The following is a 22,498-nucleotide window of genomic DNA, read 5'->3' on the forward strand; positions in this document are numbered from 1 at the left end:
CGTGGGGGACGTGCTGGTGGCGCAGGGGAACCTGGCGGGGGCGCTCGAGGCGTTCGGGCGGGGGTTGGCGATCCGAGAGCGGCTGGCGGCGGCGGACCCGGGGAATGCGGCGGGGCAGCCCGACCTAGCCGTGTCGCACTACAAGCTGGCCGGAGTAGCTCATCTGCATGGCGACAGGTCGCTGCGGGCGGCAGAACTGCAGCAGTGCTTTGCGTTGCTCTCCGGGATGAAGAGCCGCGGTTTGCACTTCGATCCGCAGTTGCAGGCGATCTACGAGCAGCTTGCCGGCATGTTCCGCGAGTGAGTCCAGAAGACTGCGAGCGTCACATCCTCGCGGCCCAGGCCGCACCGCACGCGCGTCCGCCCGGCCTCATCGTGCCGGCGGCTTGGCGTCGGGGCATCTGACGTTTCCTTTTCAGAAGGGAATGAAACATGCTATAGTTTCCTCGTGGATAAGGAAACTCTGAAATACGTCCTGGCCCAATCCACCACGCGGCCGTTGCCGCCGGCTACACCTCGGACGCTGGAGTTGCCGCTGGACTCGGGCAAGGTCGTCGCGCTTATCGGCATCCGGCGCACCGGCAAGACCTATCTGCTCTATGAGACGATGCGGCGGCTGGAGGCCCAAGGGGTGGGTCGGCGTCAGATGGTGTACCTCAACTTCGAGGACGACCGCCTCCTGCCCATTCAGGTCCGTGAACTCGACTTGATTCTGCGGGCGCACGAAGAACTGTACCCCGAGGTGTCGGGCCAAAGGAAATACCTGTTCTTCGATGAAGTGCAGAACGTCCCTTCATGGGAGACTTACCTGCGGCGTCTGCATGACACCGAGGATGCCCGCCTGTTCGTCACCGGGTCCTCCTCGCACCTGCTGTCGCGTGAACTCGCCACCGGACTGCGCGGACGAAGCGTGTCCTTCGAGGTGTTTCCGCTGTCGTTCGCCGAGTTCCTGAGATTCCGCAGACTGGAGCACAAGCCGTATTCGCGGACATCCGAAAGCCGCATGGCTTCGGCGTTGGAGGAGTATCTGAAGACGGGCGGCTTACCGGAAGTCGTCCTCGCCGACGAGTCGATGCGACCGCGCATCCTGAAGGAGTACGTAGACCTGGTGTTCTACCGGGACGTGGTGGAGCGCTACGGGGTAGGCAATCTGCTCGTGATGCGGATGCTGCTCCGTCATTGCCTGGGCCATCCAGCGGCGCTCTTCAATGTCCACAAGCTTTACCAGGACTTTCGCTCCCAGGGGCTGGCGCTGTCAAAGGACACCCTCTACAACTACCTCGGCTATCTCGAGCAGTCGTTTGTCGTCTTCCCGCTGCCGGTGGCCGAACGTTCGTTGCGGAAGCAGGCGGTGAACCCGAAGAAACTCCATGCGATCGATTGGGCGCTGGCGTATCCATTTGTCGCGGAACCCAGCATCGATGTGGGTAAGAAACTGGAGACGGCCGTATTCCTGCACTGGCGTCGCAAGCGCGAGGACTTGGGCTATCTGGCTGGGGATCGTGAGGTTGACCTGGTCGTGAACCGGGACCGTCCCGAGCACCTGATCAACGTGGCCTGCTCTGTTTCGGCGTCACAGACGTGGGGGCGCGAGATCGCCGCGCTGGAGGCCGCTGCGGTGCGGTTCCCGCGTGCGAAACGCGTGCTGGTGACGCACGAACACACGACGCGCAAACCACCAGCCGGCATCCAGATGACCGATGCCTGGCGCTATCTGCTGGCCAACCCGAAAACAGGCGCCTGACGACAGGCTCCATGTCCCAAGCGAGGCCCGGCTCGGATCTGCCACGCACTCACAACAGCGGGCTCAGCGACGTGGCGGTCGTATAGCTACTTTCGAAACCGCGTCCGCGAAGTTGAGCTCGGTCGTCGTCCTGGGGCGCTGAGCGGCGCGCGTTGGCCTCAGCCGCAGTGACTGAATGTGATGCGCGGCGAATCTCGCGGCGAGTGATGCCCAATTCGCGCCTGTTCTCTTCATTTCCGCTTGCTCGTGCCTGACCCGATCCCCCTCGTCGATTCCCACCGCCGTATCCTCTCGATACGAGGTTGCAATGGCGAGCCTGTGGATGCGCGGGGAAACGGGAAAAAAAGTCGAGGTGCCGATCGGCGGCCGGACGGTCGCGCTGACCGCCGGGCCGGGTGTGGCAACAGCCGCGCCGAGCGCGGGAACAACGCTCATTCGCGCCGGCGCCGAGCCCTCCTCGCCCTGGGTGCTCATCGCTGACCATGCCGTTCACGCGACCGTCAACGGCGAGCCGATCCCCACAGGCATCCGCGTCCTCGACAGCCGCGACGAGATCCGGTGCGGGCCAACCGCGGCGGTGTTCACCGACGAGCACCACGCGCGCGTCGAGCCGTTCCCCGGCGCCGCGAACCCGGTGCGCTGCGCCCGCTGCACGTGCGACATCGCACCCGCCAGCCCGGCAATCCGCTGTCCGGTCTGCAACAGCTGGTACCACCAGCAGGAACACGGCGACTTCCCGTGCTGGACGGCCGTGCCGTTCTGCCAGGCGTGCGGCTGCGCCACCACGACCGACGGCGACGGCTGGGAGCCGGAGGAGTTCTGATATGGGGCGCACCGTTGTCGTCGTTGGCCTCGGCAACATCGGCTCACAGGTGGCACCTCACCTCGCCCGCATGCGGACTATCGGCCGCGTCGTCCTGATCGACCACGGGAAGTACGACGAGACGAACGTCGAGACGCAGGCGATCACGCCCGGCGAGGTGGGCAGAGGCAAGGCACAGGTTCAGGGGCTTCGGCTGAAGAGGATTAACCCCGCGCTCGAGGTGACGAGCATCTCCGCGCCGGTCGAAGCGGTGCCGCTCGGCCGGCTGCGCGCGGACGCGATCCTGGCGTGTGTGGACAGTCGCGCGGCTCGCCAGTACCTGAACCAGGCCGCGCGGCACCTTGGCGTGACGCTTGTCGACTCGGGCGTCCAGGCCGACAGCTCGCTCGCGCGGGTCTCTATCTTTCGTAGCGCGCCGGAGTGCGCGTGCCTCGAGTGCGGATGGGACCAGACGGACTACGACGCGATCGAGCAGACCTACCCCTGTCAGCCCGAAGGCCAGACACCGGCGCCCACGAACGCGCCGGCGCAGTTGGGAGCATTCGCGGCGGCCGTGCAGGCGATCGAGCTACAGCGCCTCTTTGCGGGGGATGCGAACGGCGACCTCGGCAGCCACGAGATCGTCATCGACGCCGCGTCGCACCGGCAGTTCGTGACGAAGTTCGTTCGGCGGAGCGGCTGCCGGCTGGCCGAGCACGGCGCGTGGGAGATCCGCACGCTCAATCGCTGGCCGGAGGACCTCACGCTCGCACAGGCACTGGCGCTCGGCGGAGTGGGCGCGGCGCACCACACCTTGCTTCGGGTCGAGAGCACACCGTTTGTGACGAAGCTCACCTGCCTGGGCTGCGGCGCCGCGAAACCGCTGCTGCGCCTGCGCCGGTCGCTCACCGACCGCGAGCGCACGTGCACGTTGTGCCGCAACCGGATGGAGGCGCTCGGCCAGGACATCGCCGACCGGCTCTGCGGCGACGCGTTGCCTGCTGACGCTGCGGCCCGCACGCTGCGCAGTCTGGGCCTCGATCCGGGCGACATCTTCAGCGTGAGCCGCGCCGGGCACACGCGGTTCTACGAACTCAGCGGTGCGACATCAACCCGGGGCGCGCGGTAGGAGGAGCATCGTGACCGACAAGATTCTCGCGGCGTTCCTGGCGCGGCAATACGAAGACGGGATGGCCCTCGCGCGCGACAGCGATCTCGTGGAACTCCTGCCGATCGGCACGCCGCCGGTGCAGCGCTACGTGGCGCGCTTCCACTGCACGGGGCTCTGCCGCACGCCGGCCGGCGACATCATGGAGATGCAGGGCGCGGAAGTCGGTATCTTCTTCCCGGACGACTACCTGCGCCGCACCGACCCGTACCAGATCCTGATCTGGCTGGGCCCGCCGGACACGTGGCACCCGAACATCTCGAACCGCGCGCCGCTGGTGTGCCTTGGGCGGCTCGGCCCGGGCACGCGTCTCGTGGAGATCCTCTACCAGCTGTACGAGGTCATCACGTACCAGCGCTACGCCACGCACGACGCGCTCAACCAGGACGCGGCCGCCTGGGCGCGCCAGAACCAGGATCGGTTCCCGGTCGACGCCCGTCCGCTGAAGCGCCGGTCGCTGCAGCTCAGGATCGAGACGCAGCCGGCCACTGGAGCCGCGTCATGACGCCGCAGATCGCCGTGCGCGACGAGCAGCGGCTCGACATCGCCGTGGATCGCGAATACGACTGGCTCGTGCTCAGCGCAGACCTGCCCGATGCCACGCGTAGCCGGGCGCCGTGGGACGCGCTGCAGGGCACCGCCGCGTCGCCCGGGTCCGCAAAGCTCGTCATCGCGCCGGCAGCGCGGACCATCGGCCTGCGCGCTGATGTCCCGGCAGAGGACGGGATCGATGTCGTGGCGCGGACGCGCGAGGCGCGCGAAGGGATGAACAGGCTCGCCGCGGGCGCGGACGACGGGGCTGACCGCCTCCGCCAAGGCTACGGCGGTCCGCCGAAGCTCTACGCGAGGGCGGAAGTTCCGTCCTACAGCAGCACCGACAGCCGCGCTGGAGAGAGCGGCCGCACCGCAGAGGCGGACCAAGCCCCGGAGATTGACCTCGGTGCGTTGGCGGCCGAGGCGGGCTGGGCGTTCGTGCAGCGCGCCTCGGGGCGCCTCGCAATCGACCTCGGCGTTCCGGGCCAGTTCCACCAGGCGATTGTCGAGCCCCGAAACGCGGGCGGATGCCGCGCCCGGGTCGAGCTCGCGCGGCTGGGCGATGCGGCCGACGACACGCGCACCGCCATTGCCGTCCTGCTGCTGACGCTCGCGTATGTGGTCCGCTTCGTCCGGGCCGGCGCCGAGCCGCGCGACGGCACAACCTCGGTTTTTGTGGAGGCGGATATTGAGCACGCTGCCACGGCGCCCGAGCTGCATCACGCGCTCTCGGCCTTGTCGGTCGCCTGCCGCATGGCCGGGCGCGAGGTGAAGGCGCTCATGGACCCGGATGTCGCACACACGTACCTGGCGGCCCGCGGGTGGGCCGTCTCATGCACACGGTGACACACAACACAGGAGAGACACATGCAAAACGCAGCTGCAACCGCACGCACCGCGATCGATGACCTGCAAGTGAGCGACGTGACAGGTCAGAAGCTCAGGAGCGTCGGCAACGTGCCGGTCGATTGCACCGTCGGCGAACTGATCCAGGGAGTACTGGGCGACATGAAGCTGCCGAAGAACGACGGCGCTGGCCGCCCGCTGGTCTATCACGCGCGTCTCGATCGCGAGGGCCGCCATCTGCACGGCGCGGAGACGGTTGGCGACGCGCTCCAGTCGGGCGACAAGGTGGTGCTGACCCCGAACATCGAGGCCGGCGCCTGACGGCCATGCTGAACAACCCGTGGGACTACTTGCTCGCGATCTACCGGGAGGACCGGACGCCGCTCGCCCAGGCGCAGGTCGACCCGGACTGGGAACCCGCGCGCGAATGGGTACGGCTGTCGGCCCTCAGCGAAGGCCGAACGCTCGGCGCGCGCAACTGTGCGGAGGTGCGCCCGATCTGGAACCCCGGCGGCGGAGCAACTCTCAGCGGATTCCGCGTCGCAATCGAGACGGACGGCCAGCCGCGCGAGGCGTCCTGCGACTTTACGGCACGCTACTTCCGCGACCTGGCGCAGCAGGCGGCGGCGCCGCTCATCGAGGCCGGCCGCCTCGCGGCCGGCGATGTGTTCCGGTATCTCGTGATGGCGACGGCCAGGGCGCGGGGCGACGGCGCGGCGGGCATGCCGTCGTTCACGGTGCGCGACATCACGCCGCCGCCGACGCTCGCCAACGCGCCGATGCTGCCGCTGCTCGGCCAGTCGGTGGCCATCGGCGAGCCGGCGCCGCACGAGGCGCCGGTCTTCGTCCCGCGGCACGTGCTGGACGAGATCACGGCCCTCACCAAGCAGGCGGCGCCGCTCGAAACAGGCGGCGCGCTTGTCGGCCACCTCCATCGCGACGCCGCGGCCCGGCAGGTGTTCACGCGCGTCACCGCCCAGCTCCCGGCGAAGCATACCGAGGCGTCGGCCGTACGGCTCATGTTCACCGCCGACACGTGGGCCAGCCTGCGCCTCGAGATCGGCGCGCGCGGCTGCGACGAGCTCATGGTGGGCTGGTGGCACAGCCACCCGGTCCAGGAGTGGTGCCGGCTCAACCAGTGCCCGGAGCGCGAACACGACGCGTGCGCGCTGGCGAAAAACATCTTCAGCGAGCACGACCGTGCCGTCCACCGCACCGTCTTCACGGGCGCCCACACCGTGGCGCTCGTCGCCAACGACGTGTCGCCAGCCGCCGTCCGTTTCTCGGTCTACGGCTGGAGCCTGGGCATGCTGCAGGCGCGCAGTGTGTTTGTGTTGGGAGCAGAGGCGCCATGAGCAGGCGCAGCCTCGCGACGTTGGTGGAGACGCTGGCGAGCGAGGGATCAAGGAGGGCTCGACCCATGTCACGCAACGCGGCACCCGAACTCGACGCGGCGACGGCCAAGCGGCTGTCAGCCATGGGCGATGGCGCGCCCGAGCCCGAAGAGAAGCTGCAGTGGCTGGCCGAGTGCCGCCGCAACACACCCGAGCTGACCGACACGCTCGATCGGCTTCTGCTCGGCGACGTCTACCGCTACCACGCCGGCCTCACGCGGGCGCGCGAGGCCCAGGAGGAACTCAAGGCGCTGCTCGACCGGCTCACGGCGCCGCCCTGGCAGCCCGCGGTGTTTCTCGGCGCTGCAAGCACGCCTGGGGGTGAGGCCGCGATGGTCGCCTACGGCTCCTCGCGTCGCGTCGTGCAGTTGAACGACGGCGTGAGCCTCGACGCGCTGTCGGCCGGCGACGAGGTGTTCCTCACGAAGGACCTCAGCGCCATCGTCGCGCGTTCGGAGGCCAACACGCTGCGCGTCGGCGACGTGGCCGTCTTCGATCGCTACACGCCGGACGGGCGCCTGGTCCTCAACGCGCGCGACGAGGAGACCATCGTCGATGCCGCCTCGTGCCTCTCGTCGGGCGTGCTGAAGAACGGCGACCTCGTCCGGTGGGACCGCGCCATGGGCATGGCCTTCGAGGTGGTCGAGCGATCCGGCGGGAACGACATCTTCCTGGAGGACACGCCGACCGAGACCTTTGCCGACATCGGCGGCCTCGACGCGCAGATCGACGAGTTGCAGCGGGCCGTGTTGATGCGCTTCCACCACGGCGCGCTCGTCGCGAAGTACGGCCTCAAGCCGAAGCGCTCGGTGTTGCTGTGGGGGCCGCCCGGCACGGGCAAGACGATGCTCGCCAGGGCGCTGGCGAGCCAGCTGAGTGCGATCTCGCGATCGGGCCGGGCCCGGTTCGCGTCGATCAAGCCCGGAAGCCTGAACTCCGTCTGGTTCGGCCAGTCCGAGCGGAACTACCGCGAGATCTTCCGCGCCGCGCGGGCCGCGGGCGAGCGCGACCCGGACATCCCGGTCGTCCTGTACTTCGACGAAGTCGATGCCATTGGCGCCGCGCGCAGCTACGCAGGCACGCGTGTCGACGATCGCGTGCTCACGGCCTTCATGGCGGAGCTCGACGGCCTCGAGGCGCGCGGCAATGTGATGGTGGTGGCGTCCACCAACCGCCGCGACGCGCTCGACCCGGGCCTGACGCGTCCCGGCCGCCTCGGCGACTGCGTGATCCACGTGCCCGCTCCTGGCCGCAAGGCGGCCCGCGCGGTGCTCGCGAAGCACCTGCGCCCCGACATTCCGTATGCGCAGAACGGTCACGGCGCCGACATGGCGGCTACCCGCGAGGAGATCCTCGACGCGGCCATCGCGCGCCTCTTCGCGCCCAATGGCGAGAGCGACCTGGCGGTGATGATGTTCCGCGACGGCAAGCGCCGCGAGGTGAAGGGGCGAGACCTGGTGAGCGGCGCGGTGCTCGCCAAGATCGCGCTCGCCGCCGTGGAGCGCGCGTGCATCCGCGAGGCGTGCGAGGGCGCTTCCGGCCTGCGCCTCGACGATGTGGTCGGCGCGCTCGATGCCGAGATGACGAGCGCGGCGCGCGTGCTGACGCCCGCGAACTGCCGCGCCTATCTCACTGGCCTCCCGCAGGACGTCGATGTGGTCAGCGTCGAGATGGTCGAGCGCAAAGTGCCTCGCCCGGAACTCTACATGGTGCAGGGGTAAGCGATGAACGCGAGCGATACCAGGCTGCCGAAGCTGTGCGGAACCGACGTCGAGGTCGGCAATTTCATCCTCGGCATCGAGCGCGCCGCAGGGAGCGGGGCGGAAGCCTCGCGGGCGCTGTTGCGCGAGATCGAGGGCTACCCGCAGGCACGCACGAGCCACTCGTACGTGCCTGCATGGACCGGCGGGGACCACCGATTGAACGGACGATACGGCGTCCGCGCCCGCGAGAAGGACAGTACGGCCATTGCGACGTACGTGCCGGACACGGCCGGCGCCGGCCATGCGCTCGCGATCGCGCCTTACTACAACCCGGGACCGGCGGCCTCCGCGTACGACCGCCAGGACTGGGGACGGAAATTCCTGGCGAATGGTTCGTGCGCGTACATTGATCTCGATCACCTGGAGCTCGCGTCCGCCGAAACGTTGAGCGCGTACGACCAGCTCGCCTGCATGCACGCGCTGCTGCGCGTGGCGCGCGGGGCGCTCTCGGCGGCCAACGCCAGGTTGCCCCGGGGCCAGCGCCTGCAGGTGCTCGTCAACAACAGCGACGGCAGCGGCAGCAGCTACGGCAGCCACGTGAACGTGCTGCTGAGCCGCGCTGCGTGGAACAACATCTTCGACCGCAAGGTGCACTACCTGCTGTACCTCGCCGCGTTCCAGATCTCGAGCATCATCTTCACGGGGCAGGGCAAGGTGGGCAGCGAGAACCACACGCCGCCGGTGGGCTACCAGATCTCGCAGCGCGCCGATTTCTTCGAGACGCTCACGGGGCCGCACACGACGTGCCGCCGCCCGATCGTCAACTCGCGCGACGAGCCGCTTTGCGGCCTCGGCCGCAGCTCGGCCTACGCGGGCCCGACCGACAACAAGGCGCGGCTGCACGTGATCTTCTACGACAGCACCCTCTGCCACGTCGCGACGCTGCTGAAGCTGGGGACGCTGCAGATCGTGCTGGCGATGATCGAGGCCGGGCGCATCGACGCGCGGGTCATCCTCGACGACCCCCTCGACGCGGTCGTGCAGTGGAGTCACGACCCGTCGCTCCAGGCCCGTGCGCGACTGGTCGATGGCACCGAGACGACGGCGGCGGAACTGCAGGCGCGGTTTGTCGAGGCCGCGCGCGCTTTTGTCGAGGACGGGGGCTGCGAGGGCATCGTGCCGCGCGCCGGAGACATCGTGTCGCTCTGGCAGGACACAGTCGACCGGCTGCTCACGAGGGACTTCGACGCGCTCGTCCCCCGGCTCGACTGGGTGCTCAAGATGTCGATCCTCGATCGCGCCATTGCGCAGCGCCCTGGCCTCACATGGTCGTCGCCGCAGATCAAGCACCTGGACCACGTCTACTCGAGCGTCGATCCCGACGAGGGCCTCTACTGGGCATACGAGCGCGCCGGTCTCGTGGATCGCCTCGTCACTGACGAGAGGGTGAACTGGCTCGTGGAACATCCGCCCGAGTGCAGCCGCGCATGGACGCGCGGCATGCTGCTGCGCCACGCGGGCGCGGTGGGTGTCGAGGACGCGAATTGGGACTGGGTGCGCATCGCCGCAACCGGCCGCGGCGGGTGGCGCATCCCACGAACCATTCACCTGGCCAATCCGCTGGCGTGGGATCAGACACAGGCCGGGCGCGTGTTCGATGAGCACGCGGACCTTGGGGAGATCGCAGACAGACTCGATGCCATGGCCTCGCAGGCCGATGGCGCAACCGAACGGAGGAGCAGCCATGGATGTGCGTGAACGACGACCGGATGAGCGCGAGTGGGCGAGGCCCGACCCGGCAGCGGGTGAGGGCGATACCGGGGCGCTGGATGCCGCGCGGGCCGCGGGCGAGCGCTTCCTGCGCGCGGGGGACCAGGCCATCGAGCTGGCCCTCTCGGGCAACAGCGAGGCGTTTCTCCGATCGAGCCGGCAGGAGGGCGGCGAGTAGCCGCGGGCTCGACCATCATGCTCGGCACCGACGCGCAGGCGCACCTCGTGACAGTCGGCCTCGACCCCGAGTCGCCGCTCGGGGCGCGGCTCAAGGCTTGTCGCGTGCGCGTGCGCGCCGAGGACCCCAACACGTTGATCCTGCAGAACGTGCCGGCAAACCGCCGCTTTTTCAGCAAGGCCGGCACGAACCTGATGGTCAGGCGGACGAAGGCGAATCTGCCGTTTCTGGTCGCCGTCGACGAGGACCTGGAATACACGGGCACCGATCCCGTGCTGGCCAGGGCGTTTGCCGGCGGCACGACGCAACAGGGATGGCGCATCATCTTCCTCGACTCGCGCATCGAGTCCGGGTTCGCCATCATCGTCGAAGATGCCCTGCGCGCCGTCGGGTTCGAAGACAAAGAACCCGGCTGGAGACCGGCGGGGGCGCCGGAGGCGAAGCCTCAGGGGAGCATGCTGGCGAGATTCGGCAGAGAGGTCGAGGCTCCGTCTGGCGATCAGAGCCGCGACGGCCGCGAGACTGTCGCGGGCATCGCGGCGTCGCTTGTCGCGCTGCATCCGCGGCTCCCGGTGATCCTCGGCGGGCCCGGCGTCGGCAAGTCCCACCTGCTCGCGCTGCTGGCCGGCCGCCTGCCGGCGATCGTTGCCGGGACCACGGTGGTCAACATCGACCTCGGCCATCTCTTCATGGGCACACTCCTCGAATCGGAGCGCGAGAATCTGCTGGCCGCGGTTCTGGATGATGCCGCCGGTGCCTCGCACGTCGTGCTGGCGCTGGAGCGGCTGGATCTCGTGCGCGCCGAGACGCGCCACGGCACGGCGGCGCTCGCCCGGGCCGTCGAGGGCGGCGCGCGCATCGTCGCGACGGTCGCCGCGTCGTCGCTGGCGATGTTCGACGACTCGCCGCTTGCGCGGCATCTCCACGGCGTCCCGGTCGCAGCGCTGTCGGTGGACGACACCTGCGACGTCGTGCGCGCCGCGCTGCCGTGCATCTCGGCGCACCACCGGGTACGCGCCGTCGACGAGCACGTTCGGCCGCTGGTGGAGCGGGCGGCCACGCTGGCCGGCCACCTGCCGGCCACGGCGCTGGCGCTTGCCGACGCGGCGTGCGCCCGGGCGCGAATCGACGGCCGCGACGAACTGGACATCGCGCATGTCTACATTGCCGCCTGCGCGTTCCGGGAGCACGAGGAGCAATAACCCATGGCCGAGCGGCTGTTTGGTCTCGAGACCGAGTACGGCATCGTCGGGTCGACGAGCGACCAGGACGGAGCGCGGCGCGATGCGATCGCCTACGACCTCGCGACGCGCGCGCGTGACGAGGTGCCGGGCATCCAGGAACTGTCGGGCAACGGCATGTTCCTGCAGAACGGCGCGCGCTTCTACATCGATTGCGGACACCACCCGGAGATGACCACGCCCGAGGTGACGAACCCGTGGGACGCCGTGCGCTACATTCTGGCGGGGGAGCGGATCCTCGAACAACTCGCGGCACCGCACCATCACCGGGCGATCGCGGCGGTGCCGCTCCTGCTGAAGACCAATATCGACTACCTGACCCGATCGTCGTGGGGGTGCCACGAGTCGATCCTGCACACGATGGACCCCGCTGGGCTGCCGAACCAGATCATCCCGCACCTCGTGTCACGGGTGATCTACACCGGGGCCGGCGGCTTCAACCCCTTCTCGCCCGGCGTGGAGTTTGTGCTGTCGCCGCGGTCGCTGATGATCGAACACTCGACCTCGCGCGAATCAACCCGGGGGCGCGGAATCTTCCACACCAAGAACGAGGCCCTGTGCAACGGCGATCACAAACGCCTGCACATCATTTGCGGCGAGAGCCTGTGCTCGGAGATCGCCATGTGGCTGCGCACGGCGACGACGGTGCTCGTCGTGGCGATGGTGGAAGGTGGCGTGCAGCCTGGTGTCGAGGTGATCCTCGACGAACCCGTCGGCGCGCTGCAGGCGATTGTTGGCGACCCGACGTGCCGGATTCGCGTGGCCGCCGCCGGCAGGCGCGTCACACCCCTTCAGATCCAGCGCCACTTCCTCCGCCTGGCAGAAGAGCACGCCCGCGCCGACTTCATGCCGCCGTGGGCCGAGACGGCGTGCCAGCAGTGGCGTACCATGCTCGACCGGCTGGACGGCGCGCCAGACTCGGTCTCGACCACGCTCGACTGGGCCATCAAGCGCGCCGTGTTCGAGCGCGTGCTGGCGCGCCACGGGTTCGACTGGGCACGCGTGGCCGCCTGGACGGAGGTGCTGGTCGAGATGTGGACGCGCCTCCGCGACGACGGCTCAATCGAGGAGATGCCACAGGTCGAACACCTGCTGGACCCCTCAGAAACACTGCAGTGGTGGATGCGTGCAGTGAGCTCGCTCGTGCACGCGAAAGGGGTCACGTGGGACGGCGTCGGGGCCTTCATCCGACTGCGCCAGGAACTGTTCGAGTGCGACATGCGGTTCAGCCAATTGGGCGGTGAGGGGATCTTCGCGTCGCTCGATCACGCCGGCGTACTCACGCATCACGTGCCCGGCGTGGACAACATCGAGCACGCCATGGAGAACCCGCCGGCGATCGGGCGGGCGAAACTGCGCGGCGATGTGATTAGACGCGTGCTGCCGAACCGCGCGGTGTTCGGCGGAACCTGGGAGTCCATCATCAACCACGCCGAGCACACCGCTCTCGACCTGTCGAACCCGTTCGAGACCGAGGAGCGCTGGAACCGGATCGTGAAGCAGGCGGAGCGCCGGCCTTAGGTGTCGCCGCCCGAAGGCGCGGAGGATAATTGAGTGGCTCTATGCGCCCGTGCGGCTCGACCGCTTTACGGCCAGCCGCCGCCCGAGCCGACGGTTCGTCTGGATGATGTCGCCCTGCAGACCCGGTTGGCAGAGTTGTTTGCGAAGCTTGCAGACGTACTTGTTGATCGTATCGGGGTTCGGCGCCTGGCCGCCGGTATGCTTGCCGATCCGTACGGACAGATCCCGCAGCGTCTTGAACCCCACACCCTCGTCCCGGCTCAGGCCCGTATCCTCGGCCAGTGCCAGCAGCAGCGCGCCGAGATGCGGCTGCAGCAGGAACGGATCCTGGCCGTTGAGGCTGACGACCAGCGAACCGTCGGGCCTCTGCTTGGTGGTGAGCTTCGATACCCACGCGACAGGCGCAGTCGTCGACCGCAGCGTCCCGCTCGCTCTGGGGCGCGGCCCCCGGCCGCCGTCGTTGGCCGACGATGCCGGCGCATCCGTGTGCCGGTCGTGCAGATCCCAGTACAGGTCGTCGATCCGTTCTTCGAGCCGGACGGCGATGTTGTACAACTGCTTCAGATCCCACAGGACATCGACAAGCGAGCGCCGCGGCGGGCGGCGTGACGAGCCCGCAAGCGGCGCCGGAGGTCGGTCTGGCGCGATCGGCGTGGTCGACCCGCCGCCGGGCACGTTCGCCAGCGGCTGAGGTGTCTGGGGCGTGCGAACCGGGATCATGGTAACGGCGCCCTCCTGCCCACCGGATTCGCGGTGATGCGCGCGACCTGGTTCGCGCCGCCCGCCGCGACCGGCGACACCACCATGAGGAGCAAGGGGCATGCCGAACCGTGAACTCAACGCCCGCGGAGTTGGCCACCGCTGGATCTGCTTCGCGCCTAAGGGGTTGTTTCAACGGGCGTCACTCCCCGCCACTCGCCGGATTGTTGAGTCCTTCGGAATCCTCTAGTAGAATCACGCGACTCCACAGTTGAGAAACCAATGCCACAATCCTGGCGCGCTCTCTGTTACGACATCGAGGCGGACCGTCTCGCACCGCGAACGCTGCCGGCGAGCGCCGACGCAATTGTCCGTAAGGGCGCGGACCCGAAACGCATTGCGATTGTCGTCGCCAGTCGCGACGAGGCATCGGTCGCCGTGAAGTCAGTGCCGGGCCTGAAGGGTCTCCGGCCACGGACCAAGGATCCCAGAAAGGGCCTCTCGATCTATGTACCCGCGCGCGGCGCTCTGGCCGTGCACGTGTCCGCACCATACCGCCATCCGGGACAAACCGAGCGCGGCATCCGCGCTCTGGCCGGATCGCCCGCTGGCAAGCGCTGGCCGGGTGTCTACCTGCTCGAGATCGACGCGAAGCTCTTCGGCGAGCTTTGGGCCCGAGCCTGGTTTGCCATGTCGGCTGGCTCCGAAGAGCGGGTCTCGTCCGAGAGCGAGGAGGCACTTGGCATGTCAAGCGGGCCGGCTGACTTCGACGCAGAGGGAGAAGATGTCGCGATTCCCGAGTCGTTGAGCCAGTCCTTCGTGGGAGCCTCGCTGGAGGCGGAGGAGGTGCGGCGGCGCATCGTGATGGCCTCGCTCACCGGGCACCCGGTCCTCATCATGGGCGAGACCGGGACAGGCAAGGAGATTGTCGCGCGCCAGATCCACCAACTGGGCAGGCGCTGCCACGCAAGCTTCATCACGGTCAACTGCGCGGCGATCGCCCACGACCTCCTCGAGTCCGAGCTCTTCGGCCACCTCAAGGGCGCCTTCACCGGCGCCACGTCGAACAAGAAGGGCCTCTACGAGATGGCTCAGGACGGCACGCTCTTCCTTGACGAGGTGGGCGATCTGCACGCGGCACACCAGGCCAAGGTGCTGCGCATGCTGAACGACGGGGACTACCGGCGCGTCGGCTCGCACAAGCGCCGGAAGGGCAACGCGCGGATCATCGCGGCGACCAACCGGAACCTCCCGCAAATGGTGGAGGCCGGGACCTTCAGGGACGATCTGTACTACCGGCTGCTCTCGTTCGTCATCGAAACGCCCGCGCTGCGCAGCCATCCCGACGACATCCCGATGATCGCAGCGTTCCTGTGGCCGAGGGTCACCGAGGGCACCGCGTGCGATGCCAAGCTGTCGCGCACCGTCGTCGACATGCTCAAGGACTACCCATGGCAGGGCAACGTGCGGGAGTTGCGCGCCTTCCTGGCGAACCTTTCGACACTTGCCGGCCCGCGCCCGCTGACCCCATCGCTCGTCAGCAAAGCCTTCCTGGCGTGGACGCGCATCAAGACACGCGGAGAAGATCGGTAGGGACACCCGCTCGGCAGGGATGCCGACCTACGGCCCTCCGTCGTGCGCTCTGGAGAGCCAGACCTTCACGGCCTCGACTGTCTGGGCCGATGGCTGGCTGTTGCACTTCGTCTTGAGCTCGCTGATCACCCGGCGCACTCGGCGCTCCCGCCGCCTGTCGAATGTCGGGTAGGATCTACAGGAGAGCTGTCAACGACATCGCGAGCCATAAAGGAAGGTCACGTGCCTGTTCGAGGTATTCGCGGCGCCATCAATGTGAGCGCCAACACCCGCGACGCCATCCAGGAAGCCACCACACGCCTGTTGCTCGCGATGTGCGAGGCCAACCGCCTCGATTCGTCAGCCATCATCTCGGCGTTCTTTACCGTCACGACCGATCTCAACGCCACGTATCCGGCTGCTGCGGCCCGGGCCCTCGGATGGCTCGATGTGCCGCTGCTCGACGCCCAGGAAATCGAGGTGCCAGGCGGCATGGCGCGAGTGGTCCGTGTCCTGCTGCACGTCGAAATGAGCATCCCTCGCAGCCAGGTCCAGCACATCTATCTGGACGACGCCGTGGCGCTTCGCCCTGACCTTCCGCAGACCCTGTGGTGATGGTGAGCCGCCGGCGTTCGACCGTGAGCCCGCGCCCCGCGAGACCCCGCCTGTTGAAGGGCGCGGAGGTGGGCATTGTCGGGACGGGGCAAATCGGCGGGTCGGTTGTCCGGTGCTTGAGCCGCCTTCGACCTGACATCACGGTGTGCGCCTTCGATCTCGACACGTCGCTCGGCGCGAAGATCCGGCCGTTCGCGCGTTTCTGTCGCACGCTGGAGATCCTGGTCCGCCAGTCGGATGTCGTCATGTTGGCGGTTCCCGTCCAGGCGGTTGTCCGCCTGTTGCCCCGCATCGCGAAGCTCGCGGGCCAGCGTCCATCCCGCCGCAGACTCATCGTGTGCGATACGTCCACAGTCAAGGCGACGGTGGTCGCGGCTGCCGTGCGACACGAGGCCGACTTCGATTTCGTTGGTCTGCACCCGCTGGCCGGAACGGAAGGCCAGGGTTGGGAGGCCGCCGATGCCGCCCTGTTCAAAGGTCGCCCAGTGGTCATCTGTCCAGCCGGTCAGCGGGCCGGCCGCGTCGCACGAGAGCTGATCGGGTTGCTCGGCGGGAATCCGGTGGCCATGAACCCGCGCGATCACGATCGGCTCGTGGCGGAAGGGATCGGACTGCCTCACATCCTGGCGTTTGCGGCGGCTGGAATGGGCACTCGCGCTGTCGGTGGAAACCTGCTCAAGGGGGGCTCGTGGCGGTCGCTCACACGCGTGGCGGCGTCAAGTCCCGCGATGGTGGCGGGATTCCTTCATGAGAATCGCGACCACCAGCTTCGTGTGCTGGCTCGGTTCAAGAAGGACCTCGATGCTGTCGCAGGGGCCCTTCGTCAACCAGCGGTCGGCGCACTGGAACGGCAGTTGGCGGCGTGGCAACGACGGGTGACGACCACAAGCAGCGGAAGAGGCTGACGGGAAGAAAGGCCGACATGGCGATCGTGTACTTCGGGGATGGTTTCGTGGACGAGGCGGACGCGCGGATTCCAATCACGACGCATGCGCTACATTACGGCACGGCCGTGTTCGAGGGCATTCGTTCCTACGGCGACGGGACGTCGGCCTCGCTCTTCCGTCCCCACGATCATTACGAGCGCCTGCTGCGAAACGCGGCGTGGCTGGAGATGAAGCCGCGATGGGATAGCGCCGCGCTTACGAAGCTCACTATCGAACTGCTCCGACGGAATCGGTTCTTCGACGATCGCTACATTCGTCCGTTGTTGTACAAGACGTCACAGACGATCGGGGCCGGGCTTCCCGACGGCGAGGCGCTCGCGATGGTGACCGTGCCGATGCCGCGTGGGCCCGTGCTGCGACCGGCTGTCCGGGCGACCTGGTCGAAATGGAGGCGGTTTCCGGCCGCGGCGTGTCCGGCTGGCGCCAAGATCACCGGACTCTACGTCAACTCGTCGCTGGCCAGGGCCGACGGCCTGGCGCGCGGATATGACCAGCCAATCCTGCTCAACATGTCTGGAGATGTGGCCGAAGGGTACGGCGCCAATATCTTCATCGCGCACGGGAGCCGGGTGGCCACGCCGCCGGTCGAGGCCGACATCCTCGGCGGCATCACGCGCGATGCACTTCTGCGCTTCTTCGGCGAACAGTCGGGTGTGTCGGTCTCGACTGATCCGCTCAGCCCCGCTGACCTCCTGCGCGCCGATGAGGTGTTCCTCTGCGGCACCGGGATGGAGATCCTGCCCATCCGCGAGATCGAAGGCCGGACCATCGGTGACGGCACCGGCCACGGCCCGCTTCTTCGACGCGCCGCGGACTGGTATCGGCGCATGGTGTCGGGTGAGGCCGACGCCCCCAAAGGCTGGCTCGTGCCGGTGAGCTAGACTCGTCGGCGAGACCCGTGAGCCAGATAGCGTCACCAGGCCCGGAGTTTTTTTGTTATCCTCGGGCCAGTGACTTCCCGCAAATTGTGGATGACGCTGGCGATAGGCGCGGTGGCTGCCGCCATCGCTGCGGCCGCCGGCCGCCTGCCTCTGGTCGACACCCTCGAGTGGAAACTGTACGACCAGCGCGTGCGTTGGGCGGCCAATCCCGCCACGGCCCGCCAGGATATCGTCATCGTCACCATCGACGAATCCAGCGTGCGCCGCCTCGAGCCGGAGGTCGGGCGCTGGCCCTGGCCCAGGGTCGTACATGCTGACGTCATCGACTTTCTCGCCGCGGCCGGCGCCAAGACGATTGTTTACGACGTGCTCTTCACGGAACGGGATCGCCGAACCGGATTCGACGTCGGGGGCACAAGCTGGACTGGCCAGGAATCCGACCGCGCGCTTGCGGAGTCGGTGGCCCGCGCCCGCAACGTCGTCGTGCTCGCCGACGCCACCTTCGAAGGCATGGTTGGCGACACCAAAAGCCGCCCGGTCAATCCAGGCCCGTTCGAATCGCGGCCAGACGTGTTGCTGCCATACGACGAACTCGCGCGCGCCGCACGCCTGATTGGGCACAACTACTTCGTGCTCGATCCGGATGGACCGGTGCGTCGTGCCGTGACCTTTATCGATCACGGCGGCCGCCTGGTTCCCTCGCTATCAGCTGCCGGCTGGATGGTCGCCGCATCGCTCGATCCCGCCAGCGCCAGGGCCGGCGGGCGAGGTGTCATCGTCGGGAGCCATGACATTCCGCTCGTGACCGACGTGTTGCCGGCATTCGACCGCGCCCAGCCGCGGAGGACCGCCCGACGCCTGCTCATCGACTTCCGAGGGCCCGCCGTGCTCGAGGACGGGAAACGGACCACGTACAAGTGGTATTCGTTCTACGACCTGTTCTACGCGCGGCAGGAACAGCTTGCCGGCGTCGCACCCTCAGTCTCGCCGGCGCTCTTTCGCGACCGGATCGTCGTCATCGGGACGACCGCCGCCGGCCTGCACGACGTGTTTACCGTGCCCTTTGCGAGTGGCGGCAAGATGCCGGGATCCCAGATTCACGCAGCCGTCATCGACCAACTACTCTCGTCGCGGTTCATCGAGCCGGCGACGACGACACTCCGCGCGGCGCTGGTGGTCATGACGGCGCTCGTCACCGCGCTACTGATCGTATTTCTGCCGCTGCGCTGGGCTGGTCCCTGCGTGCTGCTGGTGCTGTCGACCGTGATCGTCATGGCCTTCCACGCATTCACACGCGGCGCGTGGTGGCCGCTCGCCCAGCCCGGGATCGGCTGGATGACAGCCGTCGTCGGCGGCCTCGGCTATCAGTACTTCGTCGAAGGACGGGACAAGCGCGCCGTGAAGCGCTTGTTCTCGCGCTACCTCTCGCCCGACGTGTACGCGCTGGTGCTGGCCAACCCCGCACTGGCCGAACTGGGCGGCAAGCGGCGCGAGATGACCGTGCTGTTCTCGGACATCCGCGGCTTTACGACCATGACCGAGCGCGGCCAGCCCGAGGCAATCGTCGAGCAGTTGAACACGTACTTCTCGGCGATGGTGGATGTGCTGTTCGCCCATCGCGGCACGCTCGACAAGTTCGTCGGCGACATGGTCATGGCGTTGTTCGGCGCGCCGCTTGCAGACGACGAACATGCCGATCACGCGGTACAGGCGGCGCTGGCGATGATGGCGAGGCTCAACGAGTTGAATGCCGAGTGGAAGGCGTTGGGCCTGCCCGAACTCGCGATCGGCATCGGCATCAATTCCGGCGAGATGATCGCGGGCACCATCGGATCGGATCAGGTGAGGAGTTACACGGTCATCGGCGATGCCGTCAATCTTGGTTCCCGGATCGAATCACTGAACAAGCAGTACGGGACCTCCATCCTCATCAGCGAAAGTACGGTCAGACAGCTCAAACACCAGTATGATCTGCATACACTGGGCGATGTGGTCGTGAAGGGCAAGAGCCAGGCGGTGGCGATCTTCGAGGTGCGGCCGCCGCGTGCGGACGGGCCAACTCAGCCGGTGAAGGGACGTTCATGAAACGGATGTGGCTTGCAGGCGTGCTGGTGTTGACCGTGACTGTTCCGGCGGCTGCCCAGATCGGCGGAATCCTCGGCAAGGCGAACAAGGCCGTCGAGGTCGGCAAGAAAGTGGCCGACCTCAGGATCAGCGACGAAGACGAGCGTGAGATTGGCGCCGCTGTGAGTCAGAAGGTGCGGCAGCGGTACGGCGTGGTGCAGGACCCGGCCGTCCACAGATACGTGAGCCTGGTTGGCGCCGTCGTCGCGCATGCCAGCACGCGTCCCGGCATCGCGTGGCAGTTCATCGTGCTCGACACCGATGGCGTGAACGCCTTTGCGGCGCCCGGCGGATTCATTCACATCACCCGTGGAGCGCTCGCGTTGATGGGGAGCGAAGCCGAACTGGCCGGCGTGCTCGCTCACGAGGCGATCCACGTCACCGAGAAACACACAATCAACGCCATCCGCAACAACAAGCTGAAGGATTTGGGCCTCGAGATGGCTCCGGGTGGCGGCCTCACCAAGGAAGCCATCAACAAGATTGCCGGCGAGGCTTACAACCTGATCTATGCCGGATACTCACGCGGCGAAGAACTCGAGTCCGACCGGCTCGGCATCGTGCTGGCTGACAAGGCCGGCTACAACCCGAAGGGACTCGGCGGCTTCCTGACCGCGTTGACGGCGCGCAATAAGAGCGCGAGTGAGAAGCAGGGCCTGTTTGCCTCGCATCCGGAAATGAAGGAGCGCCTCGAGAAACTCGACAAGATGATTGTCGACCAGAAGCTCACGGCCACAGCCGTGCTGGCCGATAGGTATCGCGCGGCCATCAGCTACAAGCCGGCGGCGCAGACCGAGATCGCGCAGGTGGCGGCCGGCACGTCGGGCCTGACGGGCGGCGCCAAGGAAGAGCCGAAAAAGGACGAGCCGGCACCCCCGAAGAAGCGAGGCTTCGCCCTTGGGGGCCTGTTGAAACCGGGAGGCGAGGAGAATAAGACGGCGCAGGTGACCGGCTCGGGCGGCTCCCGCGGTGTGGATACCGAGCGTGGTGCCAAGGGCGGCGGCAATCCGGCCATCGTGGTCGTGACACTGACGGCTGCCGACATCGAGCAGTTCAAGAAGGACGGCAAGCTCAGGTAACCACGGTGCCCACGCTCACGTTTCACATCGTCGCCGATATCGCCCTGTTGGCGCTGGCCGTCGCGGTCCGGGTCGTGACCGTCAATCGGCTCGTCCAGCGAAAGCTGCTGCTGACGCTGATAGCCGGTTTTGCGTCGCTGGCAGCATCGGCCCTTCGCGTGGCCGGTCTGGTCCCGCCGGATCTCGTGGCCGACGTCACGGGTATCGACAACCTGCTCGCCGCGCTCGCGGCCATCAACTTTGTGGTGGTCGTTTCCATCAACCCGCTGCGCGAGGATCGAATCCCGGGCCGGTTTCCCAACATCGTCCAGGACGCGATCATTGTCGGGCTATTCCTGGTCGTCGCCACCGCGGTGCTGCAGGAGAAGTTCCTGACGACCTCGGCCGTTGGCGCGGTCGTCGTGGGCTTTGCCCTGCAGGATACGCTCGGGAACGCGTTCGCCGGTCTCGCGATTCAGACCGAGAAGCCGTATCGGGCGGGGCAGTGGATCCGGGTTGGCGAGCACGAGGGGCGCGTCGAGGAGATTACGTGGCGCGCGACCAAACTGCGCACCAAGGCGGGGACCTTCGTCATCGTGCCGAACAACGTGATGTCGAAGGAGGCGATCGTCAATTTTTCTGAGCCCATCATTCCGACGCGGATGTTCATCGACGTGGGCGCGTCGTATCATGCGCCCCCCAACGAGGTGAAGGCGGCGATTGCCGAAGCGATGAGGAACGCCCCGCTAGTGCTGGCGTTGCCCGAGCCCGATGTCGTGCTGCTGGACTTCGGTCCGTCGGCCGTGACGTATCGGGCCCGTTTCTGGATCGACGATTATGCCCGCGACGAACCCGCCAGAAGCCAGGTGCGGACGTCCATCTGGTACGTCTTCCGCCGGCGGAACATCGAGATTCCATGGCCGATCCAGGTTCAGTACGGTCGTGAGGAGGTTCCCGGGCGTTCGCCCGACACGACCCCGCGCATCGCGGCCTCGCTCGCGCAGGTCGAACTGCTGCAGTCGCTCACCGACGCCGATCGCCTCGAACTCGCAGCTCTCTGCGATGGGCGGCTCTACGCGGCGCACGAGGTCGTCGTGCGGCAGGATGCGCCAGGGAACTCGATGTTCGTCGTGTCGAGCGGTAAGGTCGAGATCGTGCTCGAGCCGGATGGACGCCCGCTCGCGGTCACCGGGGCGGGTGGCTTCTTCGGTGAGATGTCGCTGCTCACGGGGAGTCCTCGCACGGCGACGGTTCGCGCGCTCGAGGACTGCACGCTGGTCGAGTTGACCTCCGAGGCATTTCGGAGATTCGTGCTCGAGAAACCCGCGGTGCTCGACGTGATTGCGGCGGCCGTGATGAAGCGCCGGGGCGAGATCGACCAGCGGCGTTCGGAGACAGCCACTCCCGCCGCGCCGGCGGAATCGGCGACGAGCTTCCTTGGACGTATCAGGAAGTTCCTCAGAATTCCCACCTAACGGCACGCGGGTCGCGTCGCGCTCGTGCTTGCCCTGGGCGCGCGACAGCGCGGCTGGGCTGAACATTCTGAACTGCCAATACCAAAACCGAAATAAGCACATGTTAATACACATCCAGATAGTATCAATGCTAGAAATTGCTATTTATGAACCCATGAACTAATATTGCTTCTGAGGTGACACACAGGTGGCCGACGTGTCAGCTTCGTCCGGCAGAATCAGGGGA

The 22,498-nt window shown here is 67.4% G+C and carries 21 protein-coding genes; 20 read left to right on the top strand and 1 reads right to left on the bottom strand.

Annotated features, from left to right (window positions below; all coding sequences use genetic code 11):
* From NT151_06625 to NT151_06685, 13 genes are all read left to right on the top strand, one after another.
* The coding region (locus NT151_06625; protein ID MCX6538589.1) for a hypothetical protein at window positions 1-304 on the top strand (304 nt) is incomplete at its 5' end.
* A gap of 144 nt (window positions 305-448) precedes the next feature.
* On the top strand, window positions 449-1,744 hold the full coding sequence (locus NT151_06630) for an ATP-binding protein (GenBank protein ID MCX6538590.1): 1,296 nt from the start codon (window positions 449-451) through the stop codon (window positions 1,742-1,744).
* Window positions 1,745-2,051: 307 nt separating this feature from the next.
* The gene (locus NT151_06635; protein ID MCX6538591.1) at window positions 2,052-2,567 is read left to right on the top strand and encodes a hypothetical protein; all 516 of its coding nucleotides are present in this window, start codon (window positions 2,052-2,054) and stop codon (window positions 2,565-2,567) included.
* 1 nt (window position 2,568) lies between these two features.
* A complete protein-coding gene (locus NT151_06640) occupies window positions 2,569-3,675 on the top strand; it encodes a ThiF family adenylyltransferase (GenBank protein MCX6538592.1) in 1,107 nt (368 codons plus the stop codon).
* A gap of 10 nt (window positions 3,676-3,685) precedes the next feature.
* Window positions 3,686-4,219 carry a hypothetical protein gene (locus tag NT151_06645; protein ID MCX6538593.1) on the top strand — a complete coding sequence of 178 codons (534 nt, stop codon included), beginning with the start codon at window positions 3,686-3,688 and terminating at the stop codon, window positions 4,217-4,219.
* The gene (locus NT151_06650; protein ID MCX6538594.1) at window positions 4,216-5,094 is read left to right on the top strand and encodes a hypothetical protein; all 879 of its coding nucleotides are present in this window, start codon (window positions 4,216-4,218) and stop codon (window positions 5,092-5,094) included. Before NT151_06645 ends, NT151_06650 begins: the two co-directional genes overlap by 4 nt.
* 21 nt (window positions 5,095-5,115) lie before the next feature.
* Window positions 5,116-5,415, top strand: a complete 300-nt coding sequence (locus tag NT151_06655) for a hypothetical protein (protein ID MCX6538595.1) — start codon at window positions 5,116-5,118, stop codon at window positions 5,413-5,415.
* A gap of 5 nt (window positions 5,416-5,420) precedes the next feature.
* Window positions 5,421-6,449 carry a Mov34/MPN/PAD-1 family protein gene (locus tag NT151_06660; protein MCX6538596.1) on the top strand — a complete coding sequence of 343 codons (1,029 nt, stop codon included), beginning with the start codon at window positions 5,421-5,423 and terminating at the stop codon, window positions 6,447-6,449.
* A gap of 65 nt (window positions 6,450-6,514) precedes the next feature.
* Window positions 6,515-8,209 (top strand): ATP-binding protein, encoded by a 1,695-nt coding sequence (locus NT151_06665; GenBank protein ID MCX6538597.1) that lies wholly within the window; start codon window positions 6,515-6,517, stop codon window positions 8,207-8,209.
* A 3-nt stretch (window positions 8,210-8,212) separates the two neighbouring features.
* The gene (locus tag NT151_06670) at window positions 8,213-9,949 is read left to right on the top strand and encodes a proteasome accessory factor PafA2 family protein (GenBank protein MCX6538598.1); all 1,737 of its coding nucleotides are present in this window, start codon (window positions 8,213-8,215) and stop codon (window positions 9,947-9,949) included.
* Window positions 9,942-10,139, top strand: a complete 198-nt coding sequence (locus NT151_06675) for a hypothetical protein (GenBank protein ID MCX6538599.1) — start codon at window positions 9,942-9,944, stop codon at window positions 10,137-10,139. The genes NT151_06670 and NT151_06675 overlap by 8 nt, the downstream gene beginning before the upstream one ends.
* 17 nt (window positions 10,140-10,156) lie before the next feature.
* Window positions 10,157-11,341, top strand: coding sequence for a hypothetical protein (locus tag NT151_06680; protein MCX6538600.1), 1,185 nt, complete (start codon window positions 10,157-10,159; stop codon window positions 11,339-11,341).
* 3 nt (window positions 11,342-11,344) lie between these two features.
* Complete coding sequence (locus NT151_06685) at window positions 11,345-12,901, top strand: proteasome accessory factor PafA2 family protein (GenBank protein MCX6538601.1); 1,557 nt, start codon at window positions 11,345-11,347, stop codon at window positions 12,899-12,901.
* A 39-nt stretch (window positions 12,902-12,940) separates the two neighbouring features.
* Here NT151_06685 and NT151_06690 read toward each other — a convergent pair whose 3' ends face one another.
* Window positions 12,941-13,621, bottom strand: a complete 681-nt coding sequence (locus tag NT151_06690) for a hypothetical protein (protein ID MCX6538602.1) — start codon at window positions 13,619-13,621, stop codon at window positions 12,941-12,943.
* Between the two features lie 261 nt (window positions 13,622-13,882).
* On the opposite strand from NT151_06690, the gene NT151_06695 reads away from it, so the two are divergent.
* From NT151_06695 to NT151_06725, 7 genes are all read left to right on the top strand, one after another.
* Window positions 13,883-15,193: a sigma 54-interacting transcriptional regulator gene (locus NT151_06695; GenBank protein ID MCX6538603.1), complete on the top strand. Its 1,311-nt coding sequence runs from the start codon at window positions 13,883-13,885 to the stop codon at window positions 15,191-15,193.
* A gap of 222 nt (window positions 15,194-15,415) precedes the next feature.
* Window positions 15,416-15,787, top strand: coding sequence for a chorismate mutase (gene aroH, locus NT151_06700; protein ID MCX6538604.1), 372 nt, complete (start codon window positions 15,416-15,418; stop codon window positions 15,785-15,787).
* Entirely contained in the window at window positions 15,787-16,692 is a 906-nt protein-coding gene (locus tag NT151_06705) for a prephenate dehydrogenase/arogenate dehydrogenase family protein (protein ID MCX6538605.1), read from the top strand. Before aroH ends, NT151_06705 begins: the two co-directional genes overlap by 1 nt.
* 17 nt (window positions 16,693-16,709) lie before the next feature.
* Window positions 16,710-17,615 (top strand): aminotransferase class IV, encoded by a 906-nt coding sequence (locus tag NT151_06710; protein ID MCX6538606.1) that lies wholly within the window; start codon window positions 16,710-16,712, stop codon window positions 17,613-17,615.
* A 69-nt stretch (window positions 17,616-17,684) separates the two neighbouring features.
* Window positions 17,685-19,700, top strand: a complete 2,016-nt coding sequence (locus tag NT151_06715) for an adenylate/guanylate cyclase domain-containing protein (protein ID MCX6538607.1) — start codon at window positions 17,685-17,687, stop codon at window positions 19,698-19,700.
* Window positions 19,697-20,818 (top strand): M48 family metalloprotease, encoded by a 1,122-nt coding sequence (locus tag NT151_06720; GenBank protein ID MCX6538608.1) that lies wholly within the window; start codon window positions 19,697-19,699, stop codon window positions 20,816-20,818. Before NT151_06715 ends, NT151_06720 begins: the two co-directional genes overlap by 4 nt.
* 5 nt (window positions 20,819-20,823) lie before the next feature.
* The gene (locus tag NT151_06725) at window positions 20,824-22,272 is read left to right on the top strand and encodes a mechanosensitive ion channel family protein (GenBank protein ID MCX6538609.1); all 1,449 of its coding nucleotides are present in this window, start codon (window positions 20,824-20,826) and stop codon (window positions 22,270-22,272) included.
* The last annotated feature ends 226 nt before the right edge of the window (window positions 22,273-22,498 follow it).

It is taken from the genome of Acidobacteriota bacterium (assembly GCA_026393675.1).
Taxonomy (GTDB): Bacteria; Acidobacteriota; Vicinamibacteria; order Vicinamibacterales; family JAKQTR01; genus JBAXOX01.

Bases quoted from the DNA above. Each gene is read 5' to 3' on its own strand.
- NT151_06635 (MCX6538591.1), top strand. From the start codon at position 2,052: ATGGCGAGCCTGTGGATGCGCGGGGAAACGGGAAAAAAAGTCGAGGTG.
- NT151_06640 (MCX6538592.1), top strand. From the start codon at position 2,569: ATGGGGCGCACCGTTGTCGTCGTTGGCCTCGGCAACATCGGCTCACAG.
- NT151_06650 (MCX6538594.1), top strand. From the start codon at position 4,216: ATGACGCCGCAGATCGCCGTGCGCGACGAGCAGCGGCTCGACATCGCC.
- NT151_06655 (MCX6538595.1), top strand. From the start codon at position 5,116: ATGCAAAACGCAGCTGCAACCGCACGCACCGCGATCGATGACCTGCAA.
- NT151_06660 (MCX6538596.1), top strand. From the start codon at position 5,421: ATGCTGAACAACCCGTGGGACTACTTGCTCGCGATCTACCGGGAGGAC.
- NT151_06665 (MCX6538597.1), top strand. From the start codon at position 6,515: ATGTCACGCAACGCGGCACCCGAACTCGACGCGGCGACGGCCAAGCGG.
- NT151_06670 (MCX6538598.1), top strand. From the start codon at position 8,213: ATGAACGCGAGCGATACCAGGCTGCCGAAGCTGTGCGGAACCGACGTC.
- NT151_06680 (MCX6538600.1), top strand. From the start codon at position 10,157: ATGCTCGGCACCGACGCGCAGGCGCACCTCGTGACAGTCGGCCTCGAC.
- NT151_06685 (MCX6538601.1), top strand. From the start codon at position 11,345: ATGGCCGAGCGGCTGTTTGGTCTCGAGACCGAGTACGGCATCGTCGGG.
- NT151_06690 (MCX6538602.1), bottom strand. From the start codon at position 13,621: ATGATCCCGGTTCGCACGCCCCAGACACCTCAGCCGCTGGCGAACGTG.
- NT151_06695 (MCX6538603.1), top strand. From the start codon at position 13,883: ATGCCACAATCCTGGCGCGCTCTCTGTTACGACATCGAGGCGGACCGT.
- NT151_06705 (MCX6538605.1), top strand. From the start codon at position 15,787: ATGGTGAGCCGCCGGCGTTCGACCGTGAGCCCGCGCCCCGCGAGACCC.
- NT151_06710 (MCX6538606.1), top strand. From the start codon at position 16,710: ATGGCGATCGTGTACTTCGGGGATGGTTTCGTGGACGAGGCGGACGCG.
- NT151_06720 (MCX6538608.1), top strand. From the start codon at position 19,697: ATGAAACGGATGTGGCTTGCAGGCGTGCTGGTGTTGACCGTGACTGTT.